Origin of the sequence: Paraburkholderia sp. A1RI_3L, assembly GCF_048957895.1 — a bacterium.
In the GTDB taxonomy this organism is placed as follows: domain Bacteria; phylum Pseudomonadota; class Gammaproteobacteria; order Burkholderiales; family Burkholderiaceae; genus Paraburkholderia; species Paraburkholderia kururiensis.
In genome coordinates this window covers 63,326-87,206 of the sequence record NZ_JARCHA010000004.1, presented here as the reverse complement: position 1 = coordinate 87,206, position 23,881 = coordinate 63,326, and the positions used below count along the sequence as shown (strand labels likewise).

General features: G+C 65.7%; 22 protein-coding genes. 7 read left to right on the top strand and 15 right to left on the bottom strand.

What is annotated here, in order from left to right; genetic code table 11:
* Nucleotide 1 precedes the first annotated feature (1 nt).
* From PXJ20_RS13245 to PXJ20_RS13235, 3 genes are read left to right on the top strand one after another with little or no spacing between them, the layout of a single operon-like run.
* Nucleotides 2-2,809: a molybdopterin-dependent oxidoreductase gene (locus PXJ20_RS13245; RefSeq protein WP_421032186.1), complete on the top strand. Its 2,808-nt coding sequence runs from the start codon at nucleotides 2-4 to the stop codon at nucleotides 2,807-2,809.
* 13 nt (nucleotides 2,810-2,822) lie between these two features.
* Nucleotides 2,823-3,398, top strand: coding sequence for an ANTAR domain-containing response regulator (locus PXJ20_RS13240; RefSeq protein WP_017775574.1), 576 nt, complete (start codon nucleotides 2,823-2,825; stop codon nucleotides 3,396-3,398).
* 10 nt (nucleotides 3,399-3,408) lie between these two features.
* Nucleotides 3,409-4,578: a CmpA/NrtA family ABC transporter substrate-binding protein gene (locus tag PXJ20_RS13235; RefSeq protein ID WP_421032185.1), complete on the top strand. Its 1,170-nt coding sequence runs from the start codon at nucleotides 3,409-3,411 to the stop codon at nucleotides 4,576-4,578.
* 95 nt (nucleotides 4,579-4,673) lie between these two features.
* Here the strand turns inward: PXJ20_RS13235 and PXJ20_RS13230 are convergent, their stop codons facing one another.
* From PXJ20_RS13230 to PXJ20_RS13215, 4 genes are all read right to left on the bottom strand, one after another.
* Nucleotides 4,674-5,615, bottom strand: a complete 942-nt coding sequence (locus PXJ20_RS13230) for a choline ABC transporter substrate-binding protein (protein WP_017775572.1) — start codon at nucleotides 5,613-5,615, stop codon at nucleotides 4,674-4,676.
* A gap of 93 nt (nucleotides 5,616-5,708) precedes the next feature.
* Nucleotides 5,709-6,686, bottom strand: a complete 978-nt coding sequence (locus PXJ20_RS13225) for a GlxA family transcriptional regulator (protein WP_033351194.1) — start codon at nucleotides 6,684-6,686, stop codon at nucleotides 5,709-5,711.
* A gap of 159 nt (nucleotides 6,687-6,845) precedes the next feature.
* Nucleotides 6,846-7,751 (bottom strand): choline ABC transporter permease subunit, encoded by a 906-nt coding sequence (gene choW, locus PXJ20_RS13220; protein WP_017775570.1) that lies wholly within the window; start codon nucleotides 7,749-7,751, stop codon nucleotides 6,846-6,848.
* A complete protein-coding gene (locus PXJ20_RS13215) occupies nucleotides 7,744-8,913 on the bottom strand; it encodes a quaternary amine ABC transporter ATP-binding protein (protein ID WP_421032184.1) in 1,170 nt (389 codons plus the stop codon). The genes choW and PXJ20_RS13215 overlap by 8 nt, the downstream gene beginning before the upstream one ends.
* A gap of 583 nt (nucleotides 8,914-9,496) precedes the next feature.
* Here PXJ20_RS13215 and PXJ20_RS13210 point away from each other — a divergent pair.
* Entirely contained in the window at nucleotides 9,497-10,420 is a 924-nt protein-coding gene (locus tag PXJ20_RS13210; RefSeq protein WP_421032183.1) for a sterol desaturase family protein, read from the top strand.
* 64 nt (nucleotides 10,421-10,484) lie between these two features.
* On the opposite strand, the gene rhaS is transcribed toward PXJ20_RS13210, so the two are convergent.
* The 6 genes from rhaS to PXJ20_RS13180 all read right to left on the bottom strand — a co-directional run bounded on the left by rhaS (nucleotide 10,485) and on the right by PXJ20_RS13180 (nucleotide 16,607).
* Nucleotides 10,485-11,492, bottom strand: coding sequence for a rhamnose ABC transporter substrate-binding protein (gene rhaS, locus PXJ20_RS13205; protein WP_017775567.1), 1,008 nt, complete (start codon nucleotides 11,490-11,492; stop codon nucleotides 10,485-10,487).
* Nucleotides 11,493-11,646: 154 nt separating this feature from the next.
* Nucleotides 11,647-12,666 (bottom strand): ABC transporter permease, encoded by a 1,020-nt coding sequence (locus tag PXJ20_RS13200; protein WP_421032182.1) that lies wholly within the window; start codon nucleotides 12,664-12,666, stop codon nucleotides 11,647-11,649.
* A complete protein-coding gene (locus PXJ20_RS13195) occupies nucleotides 12,659-13,735 on the bottom strand; it encodes an ABC transporter permease (protein ID WP_126877202.1) in 1,077 nt (358 codons plus the stop codon). The genes PXJ20_RS13200 and PXJ20_RS13195 overlap by 8 nt, the downstream gene beginning before the upstream one ends.
* Nucleotides 13,732-15,267 (bottom strand): sugar ABC transporter ATP-binding protein, encoded by a 1,536-nt coding sequence (locus tag PXJ20_RS13190; protein ID WP_421032181.1) that lies wholly within the window; start codon nucleotides 15,265-15,267, stop codon nucleotides 13,732-13,734. The genes PXJ20_RS13195 and PXJ20_RS13190 overlap by 4 nt, the downstream gene beginning before the upstream one ends.
* A gap of 63 nt (nucleotides 15,268-15,330) precedes the next feature.
* Nucleotides 15,331-16,260 carry an amidohydrolase family protein gene (locus PXJ20_RS13185; RefSeq protein WP_421032661.1) on the bottom strand — a complete coding sequence of 310 codons (930 nt, stop codon included), beginning with the start codon at nucleotides 16,258-16,260 and terminating at the stop codon, nucleotides 15,331-15,333.
* Between the two features lie 32 nt (nucleotides 16,261-16,292).
* A complete protein-coding gene (locus PXJ20_RS13180) occupies nucleotides 16,293-16,607 on the bottom strand; it encodes an L-rhamnose mutarotase (protein WP_126877203.1) in 315 nt (104 codons plus the stop codon).
* A gap of 131 nt (nucleotides 16,608-16,738) precedes the next feature.
* Here PXJ20_RS13180 and PXJ20_RS13175 point away from each other — a divergent pair, with 131 nt between their 5' ends.
* The gene (locus tag PXJ20_RS13175; RefSeq protein WP_421032660.1) at nucleotides 16,739-17,770 is read left to right on the top strand and encodes a LysR family transcriptional regulator; all 1,032 of its coding nucleotides are present in this window, start codon (nucleotides 16,739-16,741) and stop codon (nucleotides 17,768-17,770) included.
* Here PXJ20_RS13175 and PXJ20_RS13170 read toward each other — a convergent pair.
* The 4 genes from PXJ20_RS13170 to PXJ20_RS13155 all read right to left on the bottom strand — a co-directional run bounded on the left by PXJ20_RS13170 (nucleotide 17,764) and on the right by PXJ20_RS13155 (nucleotide 21,991).
* Nucleotides 17,764-18,546: an SDR family NAD(P)-dependent oxidoreductase gene (locus PXJ20_RS13170; RefSeq protein ID WP_421032180.1), complete on the bottom strand. Its 783-nt coding sequence runs from the start codon at nucleotides 18,544-18,546 to the stop codon at nucleotides 17,764-17,766. The genes PXJ20_RS13175 and PXJ20_RS13170 overlap by 7 nt on opposite strands.
* Before the next feature lie 74 nt (nucleotides 18,547-18,620).
* Nucleotides 18,621-19,799: an L-rhamnonate dehydratase gene (rhmD, locus tag PXJ20_RS13165; protein WP_017775559.1), complete on the bottom strand. Its 1,179-nt coding sequence runs from the start codon at nucleotides 19,797-19,799 to the stop codon at nucleotides 18,621-18,623.
* 54 nt (nucleotides 19,800-19,853) lie between these two features.
* Nucleotides 19,854-21,203 (bottom strand): MFS transporter, encoded by a 1,350-nt coding sequence (locus PXJ20_RS13160; protein WP_421032179.1) that lies wholly within the window; start codon nucleotides 21,201-21,203, stop codon nucleotides 19,854-19,856.
* Nucleotides 21,204-21,238: 35 nt separating this feature from the next.
* Nucleotides 21,239-21,991: an SDR family NAD(P)-dependent oxidoreductase gene (locus PXJ20_RS13155; RefSeq protein WP_126877206.1), complete on the bottom strand. Its 753-nt coding sequence runs from the start codon at nucleotides 21,989-21,991 to the stop codon at nucleotides 21,239-21,241.
* Nucleotides 21,992-22,390: 399 nt separating this feature from the next.
* Between PXJ20_RS13155 and PXJ20_RS13150 the strand changes: the two genes are divergently transcribed.
* Both PXJ20_RS13150 and PXJ20_RS13145 read left to right on the top strand, forming a co-directional pair.
* Nucleotides 22,391-22,936, top strand: coding sequence for a hypothetical protein (locus tag PXJ20_RS13150; RefSeq protein ID WP_421032178.1), 546 nt, complete (start codon nucleotides 22,391-22,393; stop codon nucleotides 22,934-22,936).
* A 137-nt stretch (nucleotides 22,937-23,073) separates the two neighbouring features.
* Entirely contained in the window at nucleotides 23,074-23,364 is a 291-nt protein-coding gene (locus tag PXJ20_RS13145) for a hypothetical protein (protein ID WP_421032177.1), read from the top strand.
* A 33-nt stretch (nucleotides 23,365-23,397) separates the two neighbouring features.
* Here the strand turns inward: PXJ20_RS13145 and PXJ20_RS13140 are convergent, their stop codons facing one another.
* A complete protein-coding gene (locus PXJ20_RS13140) occupies nucleotides 23,398-23,739 on the bottom strand; it encodes a zinc ribbon domain-containing protein YjdM (protein ID WP_017775554.1) in 342 nt (113 codons plus the stop codon).
* Nucleotides 23,740-23,881 lie beyond the last annotated feature (142 nt).

Sequence of the window (23,881 nt, the reverse complement as noted above, 5' to 3'; positions counted from 1 at the left end):
CATGAAGACCGTCACCCGTTCCACCTGCTGCTACTGCGGCGTCGGCTGCGGCGTGCTCATCGAGTCGGAAGGCGGCCGCATCACGGGCGTGCAAGGCGACCCCGAGCATCCCGCGAATTTCGGCAAGCTCTGCACGAAAGGGCTCTCGCTCGCGCTCACGGCGCAAAGCGAAACGGGCCGCGCACTCGTGCCCGAAATGCGCGCGCATCGTTCCGAAGCACGCCGGCCGGTGAGCTGGGACGTCGCGCTCGATACCGTGGCCGAGCGCTTCGCGCGCGTGGTGGAACGGCACGGGCCAGACGCGGTGGCGTTCTACGTGTCGGGCCAGTTGCTCACCGAGGACTACTACGTCTTCAACAAGCTCGCGAAAGGGTTGATCGGCACCAACAACATCGACACCAATTCGCGGCTCTGCATGTCGAGCGCCGTGAGCGCCTACAAGATGGCGCTCGGTGCGGACGGCCCGCCCACCTGCTACGAAGACCTCGAAGCGGCGCGCACGGTGCTGTTCGCGGGCAGCAACATGGCGTGGGCGCACCCGGTGCTGTTTCGCCGGCTGGAAGCGGCGAAGGCAGCGAACCCGGCGATTCGCTGGATCGTCGTCGATCCGCGCCGCACCGACACGGCGGCTCTCGCCGACCTGCATCTCGCCATTCAGCCGGGCACGGACGTCGCGCTCTTCAACGGCATGCTGCATCACCTCATCTGGGAAGGGCTGATCGACCGCGCGTACATCGAGCGCCACACCGAAGGCTTCGCCGCGTTGAAGGCGATGGTGCGCGAGTACACGCCGCGCGTGGCAGCGGGCCTGTGCGGCATTCGCGAAGAAGACCTGATGCAGGCCGCCGAATGGTTCGGCGCGAGCGAGGCCGCGCTCTCGCTCTACTGCATGGGCCTCAACCAGTCGAGCCACGGCACCGACAAGAACCTCGCCCTCATCAATCTGCATCTGGCCACGGCGCAGATCGGCCGGGCCGGCGCGGGTCCGTTTTCGCTGACGGGCCAACCCAACGCCATGGGCGGTCGCGAAGTGGGCGGCATGGCGACCATGCTCGCGGCGCATCGCGAGATCGGCAATGCGGCGCATCGCGAGGAAGTGGCGCGGCTGTGGGGCGTGCCGTCCGTGCCCGCCACGCCGGGGCTGCCCGCTGTCGAGATGTTCGAGGCCGTGCGCAGCGGCAAGATCAAGGCGGTGTGGATTGCCTGCACGAACCCCGTGCATTCCATGCCCGACATCGCGAAGGTGCGCGAAGCGCTCGCCACGGCCGAATTCGTCGTCGTGCAGGACGCGTTCACGCAGACCGACACCGTGCCCTTCGCCGACGTGCTGCTGCCCGCGGCCACGTGGGGCGAGAAGTCGGGCACGGTCACGAATTCCGAACGGCGCATTTCGCGCGTGCGGGCCGCCGTGCCCGCCGCGGGCGAGGCGAAGCCCGACTGGTGGATCGCCGACCAGGTGGCACAGCGCATGCAGCAACGCCTTGCGGCCAGGCACGGCAAACGCGACGCAAACGCCGCGCCGCTCTTCGGTTTCGGCTCGCCCGAAGCCGCGTTCGACGAGCATCGCCGGCTCACGGTGGGCCGCGATCTCGACATCGGCGGGCTCAGCTACGCGGTGCTCGAAGCGCAGGGTCCGCAGCAGTGGCCGTTTCCGGCGGGCCGCACGCAAGGCGAGGCGCGCCGCTACACGGACGGCGTCTTCGCCACCGCCGACGGCCGCGCCCGCTTTCACGCGCCGCGCTACCAGCCTGTGGCCGAACCCACGGACGCGCGCTTCCCGTTCCGGCTCATCACGGGCCGGCTGCGCGACCAATGGCACGGCATGAGCCGCACGGGCCGCGTCGCCAAACTGCTCGCCCACGCGCCCGAGGCCGCCGTCAACCTCGCCCCCGCCGACGCCGCGCGGCGCGGCTTCGCGGAAGGCGACCTCGTGCGCGTGAAGAGCCGCCGCGGCAGCCTCGTGCTGCCCGTGCAGTTCTCGGACGACGTCCAGTCCGGCACCGCGTTCGTGCCGATGCACTGGAACGGTCAGTTCCTCGCGAGCGGCGGCATCAACGAAGCCACCATCGGCGCCACCGATCCGCACTCGCGCCAGCCCGAACTCAAGCACGCGGCCGTGCGCATCGAGGCTGCGCCGCTGCCCTGGCGGCTCGTGGCCGCCCGGCGCGGCAACGTGCTCGCATTGCAGGCGGCGCTGCAGCCGCTGCTCGCTTCGTGCGCCTACGCGTCCATCCGCATCGAGGCCGACGACGTGATCGTGCTGCGCGCGGCTCACACGGCAGCGCCCGCTATCGCGGGAACTTCTGAAGAGAGCGCTCGGGCCCCCGCAAGCTGGCTCGACCGCCTGCACGCCGCGCTCGACCTGCCCGCAGGCGAAGACGTGCTCGAATACCGCGACGCACGGCGCGGGCTTGACAAGCGCGTGCTGTGGCGAGACAACGTCGTCGACGGTTTCGTGCTCGCGGGCGACGCGACGGGCGGCGACGCGCTGCTCGCGCGGCTCGTGGACGCGACGCCGTGGACCGGTCCGCGCTTTGCCGTCTTCAGCGCCCAGCGCGACAACCTGGCGCCGCGCGACCCGGTGGTGTGCACCTGCATGCAGGTACGCCGCTCGCGCATTGAAGCGGCGATCGGGCGCGGTGCGACGGTGGTCGAACTGAAGGCGACGCTGGGCTGCGGCACGGTGTGCGGATCGTGCGTGCCGGAATTGAAACGGCTGTGTGAGAAGCCGGCGGCAACCGCCGTGCCTTCCGCCGAAACACAGCATGCGGCCGCACTGCAGGCGCCGCCGCGCGCCAGGCTGCGCTAAACTCGCGTCCACCATGCTGCGTGTACTGCTCGTTACCGACACCGAAAAGCCCATCGGCGATCTACGCGACGCGCTCGCGCGGCTCGGCTGCGAGATGCTGCCCGCCACCGCGACGCCGCAGGCGCTGCACCACGTGGTCGCCACGGAACGGCCGGACGTCATCATCATCGACACCGAATCGCCCTCGCGCGACACGCTCGAACAGCTCGCCGTCATGAACGCCACGGCGCCAAGGCCCGTGTTGATGTTCAGCAACGACGCGAACCAGCAGTTGATTCGCGACGCCGTGGGCGCGGGTGTGACGGCCTACCTCGTGGAAGGGCTCGCGAGCGAGCGCCTCGCCCCCATTCTCGAAGTCGCGCTCGCGCGCTTCGCCCAGGAGGCGCAGTTGCGCGAGCGCCTCGCGCAGGCCGAAAACGAACTGGCGGAACGCAAGCTGATCGACCGCGCCAAACGCCTTTTGATGGACCGCCGCAAGATGACCGAGCACGCCGCCTACGCCACGCTCAGAAAGCGCGCGATGGACCAGGGCGTGAAGGTGGCCGAGGCGGCGCGCCAGATCGTCGATGCAGACGGCCTGCCGACATGACGGAACCGCAATGAACAAACCCTCCTCCCTCGCCGCGGACGCGAAGCCACGCGCGGCGGGCGCGCCCGAAAAGACGCATCTGCGGCTGGGCTACGTCGCGCTCACCGACGCGGCGCCGCTCGTGGCCGCGAAGATGCTCGAATTCGGCCACGCCTACGGCCTCACGCTCGAACTGTGCCGGCAGCCTTCGTGGGCCGCCGTGCGCGACAAGCTGCTGTGCGGCGAACTGGACGCGGCGCACGCGCTCTACGGCCTCGCCTACGGCGTGCAACTGGGCATTGGCGGGCCGCAGGCCGACATGGCGGTGCTGATGGTGCTCAACCGCAACGGCCAGGCCATCACGCTGTCGAACCGCCTGGCCGACGCCCTCGACGAGCACCGCACGCTGCACGATGCGCTCGCCACGCTGGGCCGCAAGCCCGTCTTCGCGCAGACGTTTCCCACCGGCACGCATGCCATGTGGCTTTACTACTGGCTCGCATCGGAACGCGTGCATCCGTTGCGCGATATCGAAAGCGTGGTGATTCCGCCGCCGCAGATGGGCGACGCGTTGACGGCGGGGCAACTCGACGGCTTCTGCGCCGGCGAGCCGTGGAACGCAGCGGCGCAGGCGCGCCATGCGGGCCGCACGGCGCTTTTCACGAGCGAAATCTGGCCCGACCATCCCGAGAAAGTACTGGCTGCCACGCGCGAATTCGTGACGCGCCATCCGCGCACGGCGCGCGCCCTCGTGCAGACCATGCTGGATGCGTGCCGCTGGCTGGATGAACCCGGCCATCGCGACGACACGGCGCAATGGCTCGCGCAACCCGAGTTCATCGGCGTGCCGCATGAACTGATCGCACCGCGCCTTGCGGCCACGCTGCCCGACGAGGTGCGCGACGGCGTCTACGGCAAGCGCCTGCCCGTGCGCTTCTTCGACGGCGGCAACGTCAACTACCCGCGCGCCTCGGACGGCGCATGGTTCCTCACGCAATACCGGCGCTGGGGGCTCATCGACACGGTGGACTATCTGGCGGTGGCGGCCGCGATCAATCAGACCGCGCTCTATCGCGAGGCTGCGGCGGCCATGGAGATCGCGGTGCCTGCGCATGAAGCGGCGCCGGTACTGGTGGACGGCCGGCTCTGGGACGACAGCGATCTGGACGCGTACGCAGAAGGGTTCGACATCCACGTCTGAGCGTGGACGTCATCGTATGAGACACGTGCGACGCACACGACGCGCACGAGACACACGAGGCGCACGGCGTGAAAGCCGTGCGCCTCGCCACATGCTTAATGCGCCGCGATATACGCCTTCACCGCGGGCAGCCCGTCTTTGCCGTCGAACGTCTTCACGCCCGCGAGCCACTGGTCGAGCACCTGCGGGTTCGCTTTCAGCCAGTCGAGCGCGGCCTTGTTCGCGTCTTCCTTGTTCATGATGGGCGCCATCACGCGGTTCTCGATCGCCGTGGTGAACTGCAGGTTCGACACGAGCTTCGCCGCGTTCGGGCAACGCGCCGCGTAGTCAGGCGGCGTGGCCGTGAAGACCTTCGCTTCGCCATAGTTCGGGCCGAATACGTCGTCGCCGCCCGCCAGGTAGTCGATCTTCATCTGCACGTTCATGGGGTGCGGTTCCCAGCCGAGGAACACGATCCACTGCTTGTCGCGAATCGCGCGGTTCACTTCGACCAGCATCCCCGCCTCGCTCGATTCCACGAGCTTGAACTTGCCGAGCCCGAACTGGTTGCCGTCGATCATCTTCTTGATGAGCGCGTTGCCGTCGTTGCCGGGTTCGATGCCGTAGATCTTGCCGTTGAGCTTGTCGGCGAATTTCTGGATGTCCGCGAACGACTTCAGGCCGCCGTTATAGACGTAGTCCGGCACCGCGAGCGTGTATTTCGCGCCCGTGAGGTTGGGCGTGGCGAGCACCTTGATCGTGCCGGCCTTCACGAACGGCGTGATGATCGGGTCCATGGTGGGCGACCAGTAGCCGAGGAACACGTCGATCTGTTTGCTCTTGATGCCCGCGAACGTGATGGGCACCGACGCAATGGTTTTCGTCGCGTGATAGCCGAGCCCGTCGAACACGGTCGACGCGAGGCCCGTGGTGGCCGCGATGTCGGTCCAGCCCACGTCCGCGAAGCGCACGTTGCGGCAGGCGGCCGGCTCTGCCGCGTGAACCATCGTGGCCGCTGCGGCGAATGCGCAGGCGGCAGCAAACAGCTTCAATTTCATTGTGATTCTCCTCGGGTTATCGATTGGTCTGTCATGAACTCGGGTCTTTCCGAACGGGCGTGTTGAATCGGCGTCCTGAGGCTGCTTCGGGCTTCAGCTTGCGAGCCGCCGTTCGGCGCTCGGCGCGTGGCCGAACTGCGCGCGATAGGCCTTGCTGAAGTGGCACGGCGAATGAAAGCCGCACACGGTGGTGACGCGCGCAATGGTGGCGTCGGTGGTGCGCAGCAGATCGCGCGCGCGTTTCAGGCGCAACGACAGGTAGTAATGCGTGGGCGACACGTTCAGATAGACCTTGAACATGCGCTGCAGATGCCGCGTGGAAAGCTGCACGAGCCGCGCAAGCTCTTCGAGCGAAAGCGGCTCTTCGATGTTGGCTTCCATGAGCCGCACTACTTCGACCAGCTCGGCGCGCGAGAAGCCCACGCGCGCATCGACGGGAATGGGCTGCGGATCGCTCGCGCTGCGAATGCGCTCCAGGATGAACTGCTCCGACACCTGCGCGGCAAGCCGCTGACCGAGGCGCGCTTCCACGAGGTTCAGCATGAGATCGAGCGGCGCGGTGCCGCCCGTGCAGGTGAGCCGGTCGCGATCCACCACGAAGAGTTCGTCGGCGAAATGCACGCGCGGAAATTCCTTGTGCAGCGCCGAGAGGTCTTCCCAGTGCACAGTGCAGCGGTAATCGTCGAGCAGGCCCGCGGCCATCAGTGCATAGGCACCTGTGCAAAAACCGCCGAGCGGGACGTCGCTTGCGGCCACTTCGCGCAGCAGCGTGGTCACGTTCGTGTTCACCGCGTTGCGGATCTGCGTGCCGCCGCACACGATCAGCACGTCCGGCATACCCGTCTCTTCGATGGTGCGCGTGGGCCGCACGCTGATGCCGTTGCTCGAGCGCACCGGCACGCCGTCGGGCGTAATCACGGACCAGCGATAGTGCTGCTCGCGGCTCACGTAGTTCGCCATGCGAAGCACTTCCACGGCGCTCGTGAACGCGATCATGGAAAAGCTGGGCAGCGTGAGAAAACCAAAATGCGCAGCGCTCGACAACGGCGCAGTACGGGTGGCCAGCTCCATCACGGCGGTCGTCACGTCGCTCTCCTGATGCAAGTACAGGCACGGGTTGGGCCACGCGCCGCACGAAACGTGCGGCGCGCTTGTCTGCTGGAACGATCTTCTATTGCTAAATGGCAGGTGCGGAAGGTCAGGCAGGTGTGGCGACTGCCGCCGCCAACCTCAACTCTGCGCGGCCATCGGCTGGTCGCGGCGCACGCGCATCACGTTGCGCAGACCGGCGAAGCGCGGCGCGGGTGCGGAACCCGGTGTGCGACCGAAGCTTTCCGTGATGCGGTCCAGAATGATGGCGAGCAGCACCACCGAGAGCCCGCTCTCGAAACCGAGCCCGATGTCGAGACGTTGAATACTCGCGAGCACGTCGTTGCCGAGGCCGCCCGCGCCCACCATCGAGGCGATGATGACCATGGAGAGCGCCATCATGATGGTCTGGTTGACGCCCTGCATGATGGAGGGCAACGCGCTCGGGAATTGCACCTTGTAGAGCAGCTGCCAGGGCGTGCAGCCGAACGCCTGGCCCGCTTCCACAATTTCGCGATTCACGTGGCGAATGCCGAGGCTCGTAAGGCGCACCGCAGGCGGCATGGCGAAAATGACCGTGGAAAGAATGCCCGGCACGCGGCCCAGACCGAACAGCATGGCAGCCGGAATCAGGTAGACGAAGGCCGGCATGGTCTGCATCAGGTCGAGCACGGGACGCACCACAAGGGCGACGTGCCGGTTCTTCGCAGTCCAGATGCCGAGCGGAATGCCGAACACGAGACTGATGAGCGTGGACGACAGCGTGAGGCCAAGCGTGACCACCGTCTGGTCCCAGAAGCCCGTGGCATAGATGAGCAGCAGCGAGAGCGTGACGAAGATCGCAAAGCGCCAGCCCACGCGCCACAGGCCGATGCCGATGAAGAGGGCCATCATGGCCCACATCGGCACAGCTTGCAGGCCGTGTTCGATCAGCGCGGCGAAGCTCTCGATGCCCTTGCCGATGGCGTCGAACGTGCTGGCGTCGTGGTCGAGCAGATAGTGGACGGAGTCGTCCACCCACCGGCCAAGCGGAATGATCTCAGACATGGGAACCTCGGCTGCGCGTGAGCACCTTCAACACAACGGATTGATTGACGGAACCGCAGTAGCAGCCCTCGTCGTCGACCACGGGGAGCGCCGTCGCGCTCGCGCACACACGCGACACGACCTGTTCGAGCGACGCACCGCGCGAAATGGGTTCGAGCTGACGCAGCGCAGGCGTCGCGGTGCCCAACGCGTCACGCGTAACGAAGCCCCGAATCTTGCGCGCCTCGTCGAGCACGAACGCGTAGTCCGCACTGCCGTTGAGCGACTCGGCCACGCTCGACGCATCGAGATTGCGCACGAGCGGCACCGCGTTGGTCTGCATGAGGTCGCCCGCCGTGAGATAGCGGCTCGTGTCCACGCCTTCGAAAAACGCGCGGACGTAGTCGTCGGCGGGCTGGCTGATGATTTCCTGCGGCGTGCCGATCTGCACCACGCGACCGCCTTCCATGATGGCGATGCGGTTGCCGATGCGCAGCGCCTCTTCGAGATCGTGCGAAACGAACAGGATGGTGCGGCGCTGCTCCTTCTGCAATTGCAGCAGCACGTTCTGCATTTCCTTGCGCTTGAGCGGATCGAGCGCGGAGAACGCCTCGTCCATGATCATGAGCGAAGGATTCACGGCAAGCGCGCGGGCGAGACCCACGCGTTGCTGCATGCCGCCCGACAGCTCGGAGGGCAGTTTCTGGGCGAACGCCGCGAGACCCACCTGCTCGAGCACCTCGAGCGCGCGCCTGTCGCGTTCCTTGCGCGGCACGCCGGCCACTTCCAGACCGAACGACGCATTGGCGAGCACGGTGCGCTGCGGCATGAGCGCGAACGACTGGAACACCATGCTCATGTCGGTGCGGCGCAGCGCGATGAGTTCCGAGCGCCGCACGGCGGCCACGTCGCGGCCGTCGATCAGCACCTTGCCCGCGGTCGGCTCCACGAGCCGGTTGATAAGACGGATCAGCGTGGATTTGCCGGAGCCCGAGAGGCCCATCAGCACGAAAATCTCGCCTTCCGGCACCTCGAACGACACGTCCTGCACGCCGACCACCTGACCGGTCTTCGCGAAGATGTCGTCCTTCGTTGCGCCGCCCGACAGCATATCGAGCGCGAGTTTCGGGTTGTTGCCGAAGACCTTGTACAGCCCTTCGACCACGACTTTTGGGGAATTCATTGAATTCATCTCCTCGTCGGGCAGGCGTCGGCCCGCTCACAGTGTGCATACATGGTTGCCAGAAAAAACCCCTGTGGGCCGACGATTTACGACAAACGCTTGCGCAAATGCGACACATGCGCAAAGCGAACAGCCGTGCGGTGAGCCGCAAAGGCTTGCCGGACAAGGCGCTGGCGGGTCTGGGCGAAGCGTGGCGCCGGACGGCCGCGCGGGCGGCGCCACGCGGGCCAATGTCGGAATTTGTCGGATCGACGTCCGATTGGGCACACCGGCCGGCACGCCTCGCCGGCCTGACGAATCAGGGTTGTCCCTGGTCTGCCGGCCGCGCCTGGCCTGCGCGGCATCGGAGGCGCGCCATCGCCCTTTCGCGTTACCCGAAAACTACCACCCAACGCGCGCCCTGCCATGACACCCCGCGACATAGTTTTCGCATGGTTTTTAACCGTGCCGATGGCTACATTGCCGCTCAAGGAACGCGAACGGTGCCGTGCACAACGAAGCAACCGGCCGCTGCGCGAGTCCACGAGCCGGCATTGCCCGTGCCGCCCCACATCGCTTTATCGCAGTCCGTCAGGTCGACATCATGTTATCTACCGAACAATTCACGCTCCTGGGCCTTACCGTTTCGGCGGTCGTCGTCAGCGCATCGCTTGTCGAAGCAGGCGTACTCAGCATCAGGAACCGGCACACCGATACGCCGTTCGACTGGCACGAATTCATGCTCTCGCTCGCGGACCTGGTGGGCCGCAAGCTGATCGCGCTGTTGCCGCTACCGCTCACCACCGCCGTTCTCAACGTCGTGTGGCATTACCGCATTCACACGTTGGCGCTCAGCAGCGTCGTCGCGGTACCGCTGCTCTTCCTCGTCCAGGAGTTCTGCTACTACTGGTATCACCGCGCGTCGCACCGCATCCGTTTCCTCTGGGCTACGCACGCGGTGCACCATTCGCCGAACCAGCTCACGCTCTCCACCGCATTCCGGCTCGGCTGGACGGGCAGACTCACCGGCGCCGTGCTGTTCTTCACGCCGCTCGTCTGGCTCGGCATGCGGCCCGAAGTCGTGCTGGCCACGCTCACGCTCAACCTGCTCTATCAGTTCTGGCTGCACACCACGTGGATACCGAAGCTCGGCTGGCTCGAGTACATGTTCAACACGCCTTCCGCACATCGCGTGCATCACGCGTCCAACCTGGCGTATCTGGATGCGAACTACGGCGGCGTGCTCGTGGTGTTCGACCGCCTGTTCGGCACCTATGTGGAGGAGCGTGCCGAGGAACCGTGCCGCTACGGGCTGGTTACGCCTACGCGCTCGCACAACCCGTTCGTCGTGGAACTCGAACATTGGGCGAGCCTCGCACGCGACATCGCGTCGGCAACGGATGTGGGAACGGCGGCGGGGTATCTGCTGCGCCCGCCGGGCTGGAAGCCCGGCGGTGCAAGCGAAACGACGGAAGACCTGCGCCGGCGAGCCGGCATGAAGACAGCAGTAGCGGCCGGCGCGGATTGAGGGGCGAGTGCCTGTCCGCGGGGCCGCGGGGGCCGCAACCGCCACGCGCTGAGAAGCCCTGCGATCAGAAGTTGAAGTTGTCGATATTGGCCGCGTCGAACGTGGTGGGCGGCCCGAGAATGACTTCGCCGCTCTTGCCGATGGTCCGCTTGCCGAGCTTGCCCGCCTCGAACGATTCGCCTTCCTTGCCGGTGATCGTGCCCGAAGCCAGGTTCGCTGCGGCGTAGGCGGCGAGATAACCGAGCTGGCCCGGATCCCACAGCTGGAACGCCTTCACGGTGCCGTTCTTCACGAACGCGCGCATCTGGTTCGGGGTGCCGAGACCCGTCACGGCCACCTTGCCCTTGCTCGACGACGAGGAGATGTAGCGCGCCGCCGCGGCAATGCCCACCGACGTGGGCGCCACGATCGCCTTGAGATTCGGGTACGCCTGCAGCAGCCCCTGCGTTTCCACGAACGACTTCTGGTCGTCGTCGTTACCGTAGGCGATCTTCACGAGCTTCATCTTCGCGTACTCGGGCTTTTTCAGCTCTTCCTGCATCCACTTGATCCACGTGTTCTGGTTCGTGGCGTTCGGCGTGGCCGACAGAATCGCGAACTCGCCCTCGCCGCCCATCAGTTTCGCCACGAGTTGAATCTGCCCGCGCCCGATGCTCTCCGCGTTCGCCTGGTTCACGAACAGCGTGCGGCCTTCGGGCGCCGTGTCCGAGTCGAACGTGACCACCTTGATGCCTTGCGACATGGCGCGTTTCAGATACGGCACGAGCGCGTTCGCGTCGTTGGCGGCGATCACGATGGCGTCCTGGTGCTGCGTGGTGAGCGTGTTGATGTACTGCACCTGCGACGAAGCACCGGCATCCGACGGCCCCACCACCTTGCCATCGCCCTTGAACTCCTTGATGGCGGCCATGCCGCCGTCGTCGGCAATGACCTCGTACGGGTTGTTGATCTGCTTCGGAACGAACGCGATCTTGAGCCCATCCTTGATACCGGCGGCGCTTGCCAGCGCGCTGGTTCCGAGAAGCGCCGCGCACAGCAGCGCAGCACTGGCCTGACGTAATGATCTCGACATGAAGCGTCTCCTCTATTGACCGGACGGGTGTCCGGAGTTGTTGATGTTTCTGGTGTGGTGCGCGGTATTGCGGCTGTGTATTGCGGCTGTGTATTGCGGCTGCGCATTGACTCTATGTATCGACTCTGCGTATTGCGCCCGCACTGCGGGCACTTCAGTTCGAGCGCGCGAGCAACCGCCTGTCGCGCATCGCCCGCATACGCGCTGCGAGATTCGGCACGAGCACCGATGCGAGCAGCAGCGCGCCCGTGACGATGGTGAGCGTTTCGCTCGATACGTCGACGAGCGTCAGCGCATTGCGCAGCACGCCTACGATCAGGAGCGAGAGCAGCACGCCGTACATCGATCCGCGTCCGCCGAAAATGCTGACGCCGCCGAAGAGAACGGCCGCGATCACCGAAAGCTCGAAGCCTTCGCCGTTGTCGCCGCGCGCGCTCGTGAAGCGCAGCGTGTAGACAATGCCCGCGAGCGCGCTCATGGCCCCCGAGAGCACGAAGAGGCGCAGCCGGATCTTCGCGACGTCGATACCCGAAAACGCCGCCGCGGTGGCATTCGCGCCGATGGCGAAGAGGCTGCGCCCAAACGCGGTGGCCTGCAGCAGCACGGTGAACAGCACGGCTGCGACGATCACGATCAGAAAAGGCAGGGGAACGAACGTGCCGCCCAGCGTGTTCATGCCAAACAGCGTCCATGCCTGCGGAAAATCGGCCACCGCCTGGTCGCCCAGCAGCACGTAGGCAAGTCCCCGAAAGAGCGCGAGCGTGCCGATGGTCACCGCAAGCGAAGGCAAGTTGAGCTTCACGATGACGAGCCCGTTGATGAGCCCCGCGAGCGCGCCGAAGACGATGACGAGCGCCACCACCGCCGGCATCGGCAAGCCCATGTGCCAGAGCACGCCCATCAATGCGCTCGATGCGCCGAGTACCGACGCCACGGAAAGATCGATCTCGGCGGCCACGATGATGAGCGTCATCGGCAACGCCATCAGCGCGACTTCGGTGAGGTCCGCCAGCACATTGCCGAGATTCGCGCCGGAGAGAAATACCGGCGACAGCACGCGCCCCAGTACGAGGCAAAGCACGAGAATCACCGCGAGCAGCATTTCCCAACTAGGCGCAACGGTGCGGCTGCGCGTGAGCAATCCGGAATCCGGCTTGACCGCTGACTTAGCCATGGTCGCGTTTCCTCATCATGCGTTTGGCGACGGAGCGGGCGAGCAACGTATCCGCGGCGATGGCGGCCACAATCAACGCGCCTTCAATGGCCTGCTCCCAGAACGGCGAGACGTGCAGCACGACGAGCGCAATGCTGATCACGCCCAGCACGAGCGCGCCCAGCGTGGCGCCGAGTATCGTGCCCACGCCGCCCGTAATCGCCACGCTGCCCACCACGGCGGCCGCCACGACCTGAAGCTCGATGCCCTTCGCGGTGCTCGCGTCCACGGTGCCGAAGCGCGCGAGCCACAGCGCGCCCGCGAGCCCCGCGATGCTTCCCGAGATCAGGAAGCCCGTCATCACGCGCCGCTCCACGTTCACGCCGGCAAGGCGCGCGGCCTCGGGGTTCGAGCCGATCGCGTAGTACTCGCGGCCGGGGCGGAACTGCTTGAGATACACGGCAAGCGCGAGCAACACGAACGCGGAGAGCAGCACCAGCGTGGGCAAACCGAACACGGCACCCGTGGCGAGCCGCGAAAACGCGTCCGGCAGGCTCGTGGCGTTGATCTGTCCGCCGTGCACCCACGCATAGTCCGCGCCGCGAAAAATATAGAGCGTGGAAAGCGTGGCGACGAGCGACGGCACGCGGCCCACTGCCACGAGCAGCGCATTGATCGCCCCGCCCACGAAGCCGATGCCGATCCCCGCCGCGAGCGCAACGACCACGGGCATATGCGGAAACGCAACGTACAGACTCCCCACGGCATACGCGCTGATGCCGACCACCGACCCCACCGAGAGATCGATATGACGCATCAGGATCACAACGGTCATGCCCGCCGTGAGCAAGGCCACAATCGAAACATTGAGCAACACGTCGCGCAGATTCTGCAGATTGAGAAACTGCGGCCGCGCGAGCGCCGTGCCCACGATCAGCAGCACGAGCACGATGAAAAGCGTGGTTTCGCGGCTCTTCGCAAGCACGCCGACGATGCCGCCCGGCGCGCCGCGGCTGGCAATCGCAGCGACCTTGGCCGCGCCCTCGGCATGCGGCAGCGAATGACTGGGCGTGGTCGAATGGCGCATCATGCGGCCCGCCCCAGATGAATGTCGCGCTCGCCCAGCGCCGCGCTCATGATCCGCTCTTCGGTTGCTTCCGCCCGCGCGATGGCGGCCGTGATGCGCCCCTCGTGCATCACGAGCACACGGTCGGCCATGCCCAACACTTCGGGCAGCTCGCTCGAAATCATCAGCACCGCCATGCCCTCGCGCACGAGTTCGGCGAGCGCGCCGTACACCTCGGCCTTCGCGCCCACGTCGATGCCGCGCGTGGGTTCGTCGATGATGAGCACGCGCGGCCCCGTAGCAAGCCACTTGCCGAGCACCACCTTCTGCTGGTTGCCGCCCGAGAGCGTGCCCACTGGTGCGTTGAGGTCGCCGGCCTTGAGTTGCAGCCGCTTGCCCCACTGGCTTGCGAGCTGCATTTCGCGGCCCGCCGAAATCAGACCGTGGCGTACGAGCCTGCTAAGCACCGTCATCGACGCGTTGCGCGCGATGCTGAGTTCCAGCGCCAACCCCTGCTGACGTCGGTCTTCGGGCACGAGCGCGAGGCCCGCCTTGACGGCCGCCGCCGGCCGCCCCGGCGCGAGCGGCTTGCCCGCAATGCGAATCTCGCCGGCATCGAGCGGGTCGATGCCGAAGATGGCACGCGCCACCTCGCTGCGCCCCGCGCCCACGAGTCCCGCGAGGGCCACGATCTCGCCCGCGCGCACCTCGAACGAAATGTCCTTGAAGACGCCGATGCGCGTAAGGCCGCGCACCGCGAGCAGCACGTCGCCAGGCGCCACGTCGGCCTTCGGATAGAAGCTTTCCAGATCGCGGCCCACCATCTTCGCGACGATCGCGCCCGTGGACAGCTCGCTGGTGGGCGCGTCGAACACCTTTTCGCCGTCGCGCATGATGGTGACGTGCTGCGTGAGCGCGAACACCTCTTCGAGCCGGTGCGTGATGAACAGAACGGCCACGTCGCGCTCGCGCAGCTTGCGCACGATGGCGAAGAGCCGTTCGACTTCGGGCAGCGAAAGCGCGGCAGTAGGTTCGTCCATGATCAGCACGCTCGCGTTCAGCGAGAGCGCCTTGGCGATCTCCACCACCTGCTGGTCCGCAATGGAAAGCCCGCGTACGAGCTGCTCAGCCGTCAGTTCGACGCCGAGCGAAGCGAGCAGCGCATCCACTTCGCGGTGCATGGCGCCGTAGTCGATGCGCCCGAACCGGTCCACGGGTTGACGCCCCATGTAGATGTTCTCGGCGATCGAGAGGTCGAAAAATAGTGTGGGTTCCTGATAGATCACCGCGATGCCGGCGTCGCGCGCTGCGCCAGGCGTCGCAAAGCGGCACACGGTGCCGTTCATGCGCAGTTCACCGCTATCGGGCTCGTGCACGCCCGCGAGAATTTTCACGAGCGTCGATTTGCCCGCCCCGTTCTCGCCCAGCAATGCGTGCACTTCGCCGGGCCACAGCACGAGGCTGCCGTCGATCAGCGCGCGCACGCGGCCGAACGACTTGCTCGCCTGGCGTAGCTCGAGGCGCGGCACGCGGCCGTCATGTTCTTTCGTCTCCAAACCGTGTCTCCATGTTGGGGCCGTCGTGTTGCTCTCGTGTTATGCGCGGCCTCGGCGTGCTGCTCAAATCCGATAGATCTTTTCCGCATTGGTGCGAAAGAGCGCGGCCCGCTCGCTTTCGCTGGCACCGCTCACGATGTCCGCATATGCCCGCCACAACGCGCCATACGAACCGAACAACCGGTCCACCGGAAAATTCGAGGCGAACATGGCGCGCTCCACGCCGAACGTGTCGAGCGTTTGCAGCACATAGGGGCGCAGGCTTTCCACGGTCCATTCGTGATCGAACATCGCGAGCCCACTGATCTTCGCGGCCACGTTCGGGCACGCAGCCAGCGCGCGCAGGCCTTCACGCCATGCGCGATAGCCGGCCACGCTGTTGCGGTCCACGAACATGCCCGCGTGATTCACGATGACCGGAATGTCGGGATGCGCCCGCGCAAGCGCCGCAGCCTCTTCCATCTGTGACGGATACAGTTGCAGATCGAACGAGAGCCTGTGTCTGGCTAGCAGCGCAAAGTGACGACGCCACGTGTCGTCGCGCAGGTAGTGGCGCCCCACATAGTCGTAGAGCGGGTTCGCGTGCACGTTGAGAATCTGGCGGATGCCGCGCGTGTTGGCGAACGCGGCGTGCGCGGCGAGAATCTGCGGCGCGTCGGGACGGCTCAGGTCCGCTGCGGCCACGATGCCGTTGGGCCAGCCTCGACCTGCACGGCCCTCGTGCTCGCGCGCATCGTCGGCGAGCGATTGCAGCCAGCGCGTTTCCTCCACCGGATCCGCAGGGTCGTGATTCGCCTCGACGTGGACGACCTTCAGCACTTCGACGCTACCTGCATCGCCGGCCTCACCTGCATCACGCACGAGGTCGGCTACGACATAGTTGTGCGCAAGCTCGCGTGCGTCGCCAACGAACGACACGCCCGGTTTCGCGAGCCACGGGTAATGGTGCGTATCGATGTCCCAGAAATGAACGTGCGGATCGACGACCTGCAAGGTCTGCGGCATGACGCTCTCCCTTGGTCCGTTCAGGGCAGGTGGAACAGCGGTTCGAGCGACGTTTGCAGCGGCGCGCCGTCAGGCGCGGTCTGCATGATGTCGGCCATGTAATCCCACCATTTGCGCATGATGGCGAGCTCCGGAAGCTGCTCCATGGTGTGGCCCGCGCGGCGCTTGAGCACGGCAAAGAGATGGTGGGTGCTTTCGTCGAAGAAAATCCAGTAGTCGCTGATGCCGGCTTCGCGCAGCGCGTCGGCAAGCGCGGGCCAGATCTCGCGATGACGTCGCTCGTATTCGTCGCGTTGACCGGGGTTGAGCACCATCCGGAAGGCGATAGTCTCCATGCTCTGTTTCTCCTCACGTGCGGGTTTTGGCGGGCCCGGCGCCGTGTTTTGAGCGACTATAATTCGTGCACCGATAGCCAACCAATCCGTTGTTGGGATCGGCCGATCCACAAACCGAATCGCACATGGCCATGAACCCTCAGGCAGTGGCAGTCGCGCTCGTCAACCGGCTCAAATTCAAACACCTTGCACTGCTCGTCGCGCTCGACGACGCACGCAACGTCCATCAGGCCGCCGAGGCCGTCAACGTCGCGCAGCCCAGTGCGAGCCGCATGCTGAGCGACATCGAAGAGGCATTCGGGTTTCGCCTTTTCGAGCGCAGCGCGCGCGGCATCGAACCGACGACGCTCGGCACCGTGACCCTCGCCTACGCGCGTCGCGCGCTCGCGGAACTCACGCGCTTTGCCGAAGACCTCGACGTGAAGCGCAAGGGCGGACACGGGCAACTCACGGTGGGCGCCATCATGGGCGCCGCACCCGACGTGCTCGCCATGGCCGTGGCCGCGCTCAAGACCGAACGCCCGTTGCTCAACGTGCGCATCCTCGGCGAAACCAGCGACCAGCTCGTGCAGCTCCTGCATCGCCGCGAAGTGGATCTCGCGCTGGGGCGCCTCACCACGCCGCTGCAACATAACGACTTCCACTTCGAACCGCTTGCGCGCGAACCGCTGCTGCTCGTGGTGCGCGCACGCCATCCGCTGGCGCGCAGCACGAGCGTGACGCTGCCCGAACTGGTGGACTGGCCGTGGGTCGCGCAGCCCATTACGAGTCCGGCACGCGTGCTGTTCGAAGAAGAGCTTGCGCGCGCGGGGCTCGCTACGCCGGTGAATCTGACCGAATGTGCGTCCGTGTTCGCCACGCTCCAGTTGCTCGAAAAATACGATGCGGTTGCGATGCTGCCGGAGTCCGTCGTGCGCGACCACGTGCGCGGCAAGCTGCTCGTGGCGCTGCCGCTCGAAATCGGCAAGAGCCTGCCCGGCTTCGGCGTGCTCACACGCAAGAACGAGTCGCTCGCCGAACCGGCCGAACACTTCGTGAGCCTGCTGCGCCGCTTCTCGCAGCCGCTCGCCGACGCACGCACGGGCGACCCTTCCAGTGCGTCGGCCGGGCACGTCTATGAGGGCGTTGCGGCGCCCGGCGCGTCTTCGCTGCCGGCTCACTGAAGATTGACGAAGAGACCGCCGTCCACGAGCAACGCGGCGCCGGTCACATAACGCGCGCGGTCGGAGGCGAGAAACACGACACAGTCGGCCACGTCTTCCGGCGCACCCAGGCGGCCCAGCGGAATGCGCTTTTCGAAGTAGGCGCGCTTCGTATCGTCGGCGAGATCTTCTGCATTGAGGTCCGTCGCGATGGTGCCCGGCATCACCGAATTGCATCGGATCCCGAACGGACCCAGCGCGATGGCGCACGACTGCATCAGTGAATGCACGCCGGCCTTGGTGGGCGTGTAATGCGTCTGCATGCCGCCGCCCACGAGCGCACTGATGGAACTGGTGGCCACGATCGCGCCGCCCGTGCCCTGCTCCTTCATCTGCCGCGCCACGGCCTGGGTCACGTAGAACGCGCCGTTCAGGTTCACGCCCACGGTGCGTTCCAGCACCGAAGGCGGCATGTCGAGAAACGCATGGAACGGGCAAATACCCGCGTTGCTCGCGAGCACGTCCACCTTGCCGAACGACTCCACGGTGTGACGCACCAGATCGATGCCCGTTTGCGGCGCGGCCACGTTGCCCTCAATGGCAATCGCGCGGCGGCCCAGCTTCTCGATTTCGGCCACTACTTCCGAGATGGCCGTGCGGCGGCCGTACGAGGCGTCGTTGTCGCCCCAATAGTTGATGGCAACGTCGGCGCCTTCGCGCGCACTCGCTAGTGCAATCGCACGGCCAATGCCGCGCGAACCGCCGGTGACAATCACCACCTTGTCCTTGAGCAGCACATTGTTCTCCTTGCGAGGATGGGCATTTCAGGCCCTATCTGAAGGCCTCATTGCAATGCACTTCGACACACCCGTCAATGCGTATGCGGCCGTTCGAGCGCGCATTCCGGATTCAGCCGCACGCCGAACCCCGGCGTATCGGGCACCTTCATGCGGCCGTTCACGGGAACAGGTTCGTCGAGCAGGAGCGGCGTGAACATCGGCACCACCTGGTCGGCCTTCGGCGCCATCATCAGGAACTCCGAAAACGGCGAGTTGTGGCGCGTCACGACGAAGTGATAGCTGTACACGGACGACCCATGCGGCACCACCATCACGTTGTGCGCATCGGCCAGCGCCGAAATCTTGATGAGTTCCGTGATGCCGCCGCACCAGCCCACGTCGGGCTGGATCAGGTCGCAGCAGCCCATTTCGAGCAGCATGCGAAAGCCCCAGCGCGTCGCCTCGTGCTCTCCGGTGGACACGAGCATGCCGCGCGGCACGTTGCGGCGTAACTCCGCGTAGCCCCAGTAGTCGTCGGGCGGCAGCGCTTCCTCGATCCATTTGAGGCCGTACTCGTGCGCGGCCTGCGCGAGTCGCGTGGCATAGCGCACGTCGAGACTCATCCAGCAGTCGTACATCAGCCAGAAATCGTCGCCCACGCGATTACGCATGTCCGCGAGCTTCTCGATGTTCTGCCTGAGTCCCTCCTCGCCTTCGGCGGGACAGTGCTGCAACGGCAGCTTGCCGCCGATGAAGCCCATCTGCTTCGCGAGATCCGGGCGCGCGCCTGTGGCGTAGAACACGAGTTCGTCGCGCACGGGGCCGCCCAGCAGCTGATACACGGGCTCTTCGCGAATTTTCGCGAGCAGGTCCCACAGCGCGAGGTCCACGCCCGAAATCGTGTTGAGCACCACGCCCTTGCGGCCGTAATAAAGCGTGGCGTAGTACATCTGATCCCACATCTTCTCGATGTCGGTTACAAGCTGGCCTTCCAGAAAACGCGCGAGGTGCTTTTCGACGATGAACGCGCCAATCTCGCCGCCCGTCGTCACACCGAAGCCGACGGTGCCGTCGCTCGCTTCGATCTCCACCACCAGCGTGCCGAGCACGTTGATGCCGAACGACTGCCGGCTCTGCCGGTATTCGGGATAGCGCGCCATCGGCGTGGCGATGTGGTCGTCTATCCAGTGCCCGTCGCCCTGGTCGTGATAGTCGGCGCCGCCGCCGCGAACGATGAAGGCACGCACCTGCTTGATGGTGGGCATGGCCATGGGTAGTCGCTCCCTTTGCTTGATGAGCTTGCTCGATGAACTCGCTTGATGAGATCAGCGCGCGCGGTGGGCGCGCGGCTCGAAGGTATCGGTGGTGGGCCCGGCTTCGCGCGGCACCAGCGTGCCGACCAGCAGCGCCGCGACAAGACTCGCCGCTCCGAGCACGGCGAGGCCTGCGGCTGCGCCGCTCGCCGGCGTACCCGCTGCCGCCAGGTTCTGGACCAGCGCGCGCAGACTGGGCGCGATGAATCCACCCAGGCTGCCCAGCGAATTGATGAGCGCGATGCCGCCCGCCGCAGCCACGCCCGTGAGATAGCGCGTGGGAAACGTCCAGAAAAGCGGCTGCGCGGCGATAAAGCCGCTCGCGGCACAGCACAGCGCCAGCAGTGCGAGCAACGGGTTGTGCGTCGTGCCCGAGAGCGCAATGCCCAGCCCCGCAAGAACGAGCAGCGCGACGGCCCACCCGCGGTGCGAGCCCGTACGATCGGCATGGCGCGGCACGATCCACGTCACCGCGAGCGCGCACAACCACGGCACCGCCGTGACGAGTCCAACCTTCAGACCCACGCGCGTACCGAGCAGCGACGCCACCTGTTGCGGCAGAAAGAAGATCACGCCGTACACGCTCACCTGGATCAGCGCATAAATGCCGGCGAAGAGCAGCACGCGTGCGTTGAACAACGCAGCGAGCACCTGCTGCGGGCCGTGGGCGGCGGCATGGCGCGCATCGCGCTCCACCGCCTCCGTCAGCACGCGGCGCTCGGCATCGTCGAGCCAGCGCGCGTTGGCGGGCTTGTTGTCGAGATACCAGAACGCCCACACGCCCACAGCCGAGGCGAGGCCGCCTTCGATCAGGAACAGCCACTGCCATCCCGCGAGTCCGACGAGGCCGTGCATGTCGAGCAACAGCCCCGAGAGCGGGCTGCCGAAAATGAACGCAAGCGGTGCGCCGAAATAAAACACGCCGATGGCACGGCCGCGCGCCGACTGCGGAAACCAGTGCGTGAGGTAATAGATGATGCCGGGAAAGAAGCCCGCCTCGGCCACGCCGAGCAGAAAGCGCAGCGCGTAGAACGACGTAGGCGTGCTCGCGAAACACATCGCGCTCGAAACGAGGCCCCACGTCACCATGATGCGGCACATCCATGCGCGAGCGCCCACGCGATGCAGCAACAGATTGCCTGGCACCTCGAACAACGCATAGCCCGCGAAAAACACACCCGCGCCGAAGGCGAACGCCGCGTCGGAAAGGCCCGTATCGTGTTGCAGCGCCTTCTGCGCGAAGCCGATATTCGCGCGATCGAGAAACGCGAGCACGTACATGAGCAACAGGAACGGCAGCAGCCGGCGCATCGCCTTGCTCACGACGCGATCCACGGACGGCATTGAAGTCGTCGGGTTCATCTTGTTTCCCCTACGTCTGATTCGCAACGCGGCCGTCAGTACGTGGCGCGGCCACCCGACAGATCGAATACGGAACCCGTGCTGAACGCGCAGTCTTCCGAGGAGAGCCAGACGATCAGCGAGGCTGCCTCGTCCGGCATCAGGAAGCGGTTCATCGGAATCTTCGAGAGCATGTAGTCGATGTGCTGCTGCGACATCGAGTTGAAGATCTCGGTCTTCGCCGCCGCGGGCGTGACGGCGTTCACGAGAATGTTCTTCGCGGCGAGTTCCTTGCCGAGCGACTTCGTGAGCCCGATGAGCCCCGCCTTCGAGGCGCTGTAGTGCGAGGCGTTCGGATTGCCCTCCTTGCCCGCCACCGACGCAATGTTGACGATGCGGCCATAGCCCTCTTTCAACATGTGGGGCACCACGGCGCGGCAGGTCAGGTAAGGCCCGATCAGATTCACGTCGATCACGCGGCGCCAGACCTCGGGCTCCAGTTCCCACGTCACGCCGTTGCCGCCCGTGATGCCCGCGCAGTTGATGAGGACGTGAATACCGCCGTGGTCCCGCACCGTCTGCTGCGTTGCGGCGTCGACAGAGCGCTCGTCCGTGAGTTCGACCGTGACAGCCGATACCGTGCCCAGTTCGGCGAGTTCGCGCCGGCTGCTTTCGAGGCGATCGGCGTCGATGTCCCACAGCGCGACGGCCGCACCCGAACGCAGCGCGCGCTCTGCGACGGCATAGCCGATGCCGCGCGCGCCGCCCGTGATCACCATGACCCGGCCGTTCAAGTCGATCTGATTCATTGCTCCTCCAATAGGGCCGCACGTGGGACGTGCGCGGATGTCTCGTTTGTCTTTTTTGGCCGGCCGTGGGAAGGCGCCCGGATCACTGGCGGCCATGCTGGAGAGCACTATAGGCGAGCGGTGATAGCCGAACAATCCGGAAGCGGCATGGGGTGATAGCAAAAACGGATCGCACGGATGGCGGGTCGAGTGGAGTTGAATAGCGGGTTGGACGGCGCGGGCGGGATCATCGACAATCCGCGCTGGTGCCGCTCAGGTGCCGCACTGGACCACGCGTGAAAGCGACCACCGCCCCGCGCGGACCGCGAGCCGGCACGCCAACGACAACATTCAACGAACAGACGAACGCCCATGATCGAGCGTCACAGCGCGTTAGCGCTTCGTAAAGTAGCGGCCGTTATGTGGGGGCTATGTGTAAGCCTCAGCGCACCTGTTGCGCATGCGGCCGGCTTGCCGGCCACCGTTGCCGCGCAACTGCCCAAGGGTTACGTGCCGATGGTGTATCAGGCGGGTCCGCACATCGAGGGCGAACGGCAAAGCCTGCTCGTCGTGGCTCACCGGCCCGACGACTCGACAGACAAGCCGTCACCGCGTCCCCTCCTCATCTTCGAGGAACAGGCGGGCGGCCAGTACCGGCTCTCGGCGCGCAACGACACGGTCGTATTGCGGGTCAACGAAGGCGGCCAGTGCGATCCGTTCGAAGACGGCTACGATGGGCTCGCGGTCAAGGGCCGCTACTTCACGGTGCAGAACGCCGTGGCGTGCGGCGCGCATTGGACCGACTTCATCACGTTCCGCTACGACGCGGCGCAACGGGCGTGGTTCTTCGACAGTGAAATCTTCACGTCCTCCGACCCACTCAACGACACGCCGGACAAAACCCACATGACGCGCGCGAATCGCGCGAAGCCGGTCACGTTCGAAGCCTGGCGTCCCGATCGCTGAGACGCCGCCGCTGAGGTCATGCAATGAGAGACAACCTTCCTGCACCGAAACGAAGAACGCTCGCTACGCTCCTGTGCCTCGCCATACTCACGGGCAGTGCGGCGGCGGAGCAAATGCCAAGGCCGCCAGGCCCCGTCATGATGGTCCACTTCGATTACTACCTGAAGGACCGCACGCGACTCCATGCGCTGGAACATCGGCTCGCGACGGCGATAAAGCGTGCGGGTGCAGGCGAGCTTGGCGAGACCGAGTTGCACATCGACGGCAACGACGGCTATCTGTACATGTATGGGACGGACGCGGACAAGCTGTACGCCGTGACGGGTCCGATTCTGAGAGCGTCCCCGATGATGGCAGGTGCCGAAGTGACGACACACCATGGTGCGCGCGCGCAGACGTTCGGCTTGAACGATCAGCGCGCGCGGTAGAGAAAGGCATGGCGAATGTTGCCATGCCGCACATCACACCTTCCTGACGAATTCCGATTTCAGACTCATTGCGCCAAAGCCATCGATCTTGCAATCGATATCGTGGTCGCTGTCCACGAGTCGGATGTTCTTCACCTTGGTGCCCATCTTGATCACGCCACCGGAACCCTTCAGCTTCAGGTCTTTGATGACGGTGACGGTATCGCCGTCCTGCAAGACGTTGCCTGCGGAATCCCGATAAACGCGCGCGGCCGCTTCAGTAGGCGCCGCCGCTTCTGCGGACCATTCATGTGCGCATTCCGGGCAGATGTAGACGCCCCCGTCTTCATACGTGAACTCGGAATGGCATTTCGGACAGGGCGGTAACGTACTCATATGTAATCCTTGGTACCTGACAAAATCGATGAGAAGCGCGCCAGTATAGCGCCCCGCACTGCGGCGATTCGATCCTGTCGCCCCATGATCGGCTGTCGATAACGAACCGAGGGTTATCGAACCGAGGCTCGCGACCTAAGAT

Bases quoted from the DNA above. Each gene is read 5' to 3' on its own strand.
- PXJ20_RS13180 (WP_126877203.1), bottom strand. From the start codon at position 16,607: ATGGAGACTATCGCCTTCCGGATGGTGCTCAACCCCGGTCAACGCGAC.
- PXJ20_RS13175 (WP_421032660.1), top strand. From the start codon at position 16,739: ATGAACCCTCAGGCAGTGGCAGTCGCGCTCGTCAACCGGCTCAAATTC.
- rhmD (WP_017775559.1), bottom strand. From the start codon at position 19,799: ATGGCCATGCCCACCATCAAGCAGGTGCGTGCCTTCATCGTTCGCGGC.
- PXJ20_RS13235 (WP_421032185.1), top strand. From the start codon at position 3,409: ATGAACAAACCCTCCTCCCTCGCCGCGGACGCGAAGCCACGCGCGGCG.
- PXJ20_RS13155 (WP_126877206.1), bottom strand. From the start codon at position 21,991: ATGAATCAGATCGACTTGAACGGCCGGGTCATGGTGATCACGGGCGGC.
- PXJ20_RS13150 (WP_421032178.1), top strand. From the start codon at position 22,391: ATGTGGGGGCTATGTGTAAGCCTCAGCGCACCTGTTGCGCATGCGGCC.
- PXJ20_RS13245 (WP_421032186.1), top strand. From the start codon at position 2: ATGAAGACCGTCACCCGTTCCACCTGCTGCTACTGCGGCGTCGGCTGC.
- rhaS (WP_017775567.1), bottom strand. From the start codon at position 11,492: ATGTCGAGATCATTACGTCAGGCCAGTGCTGCGCTGCTGTGCGCGGCG.
- PXJ20_RS13240 (WP_017775574.1), top strand. From the start codon at position 2,823: ATGCTGCGTGTACTGCTCGTTACCGACACCGAAAAGCCCATCGGCGAT.
- PXJ20_RS13145 (WP_421032177.1), top strand. From the start codon at position 23,074: ATGATGGTCCACTTCGATTACTACCTGAAGGACCGCACGCGACTCCAT.
- PXJ20_RS13210 (WP_421032183.1), top strand. From the start codon at position 9,497: ATGTTATCTACCGAACAATTCACGCTCCTGGGCCTTACCGTTTCGGCG.
- PXJ20_RS13200 (WP_421032182.1), bottom strand. From the start codon at position 12,666: ATGGCTAAGTCAGCGGTCAAGCCGGATTCCGGATTGCTCACGCGCAGC.
- PXJ20_RS13195 (WP_126877202.1), bottom strand. From the start codon at position 13,735: ATGATGCGCCATTCGACCACGCCCAGTCATTCGCTGCCGCATGCCGAG.
- choW (WP_017775570.1), bottom strand. From the start codon at position 7,751: ATGTCTGAGATCATTCCGCTTGGCCGGTGGGTGGACGACTCCGTCCAC.
- PXJ20_RS13225 (WP_033351194.1), bottom strand. From the start codon at position 6,686: ATGGAGCTGGCCACCCGTACTGCGCCGTTGTCGAGCGCTGCGCATTTT.
- PXJ20_RS13230 (WP_017775572.1), bottom strand. From the start codon at position 5,615: ATGAAATTGAAGCTGTTTGCTGCCGCCTGCGCATTCGCCGCAGCGGCC.
- PXJ20_RS13215 (WP_421032184.1), bottom strand. From the start codon at position 8,913: ATGAATTCCCCAAAAGTCGTGGTCGAAGGGCTGTACAAGGTCTTCGGC.
- PXJ20_RS13140 (WP_017775554.1), bottom strand. From the start codon at position 23,739: ATGAGTACGTTACCGCCCTGTCCGAAATGCCATTCCGAGTTCACGTAT.
- PXJ20_RS13160 (WP_421032179.1), bottom strand. From the start codon at position 21,203: ATGAACCCGACGACTTCAATGCCGTCCGTGGATCGCGTCGTGAGCAAG.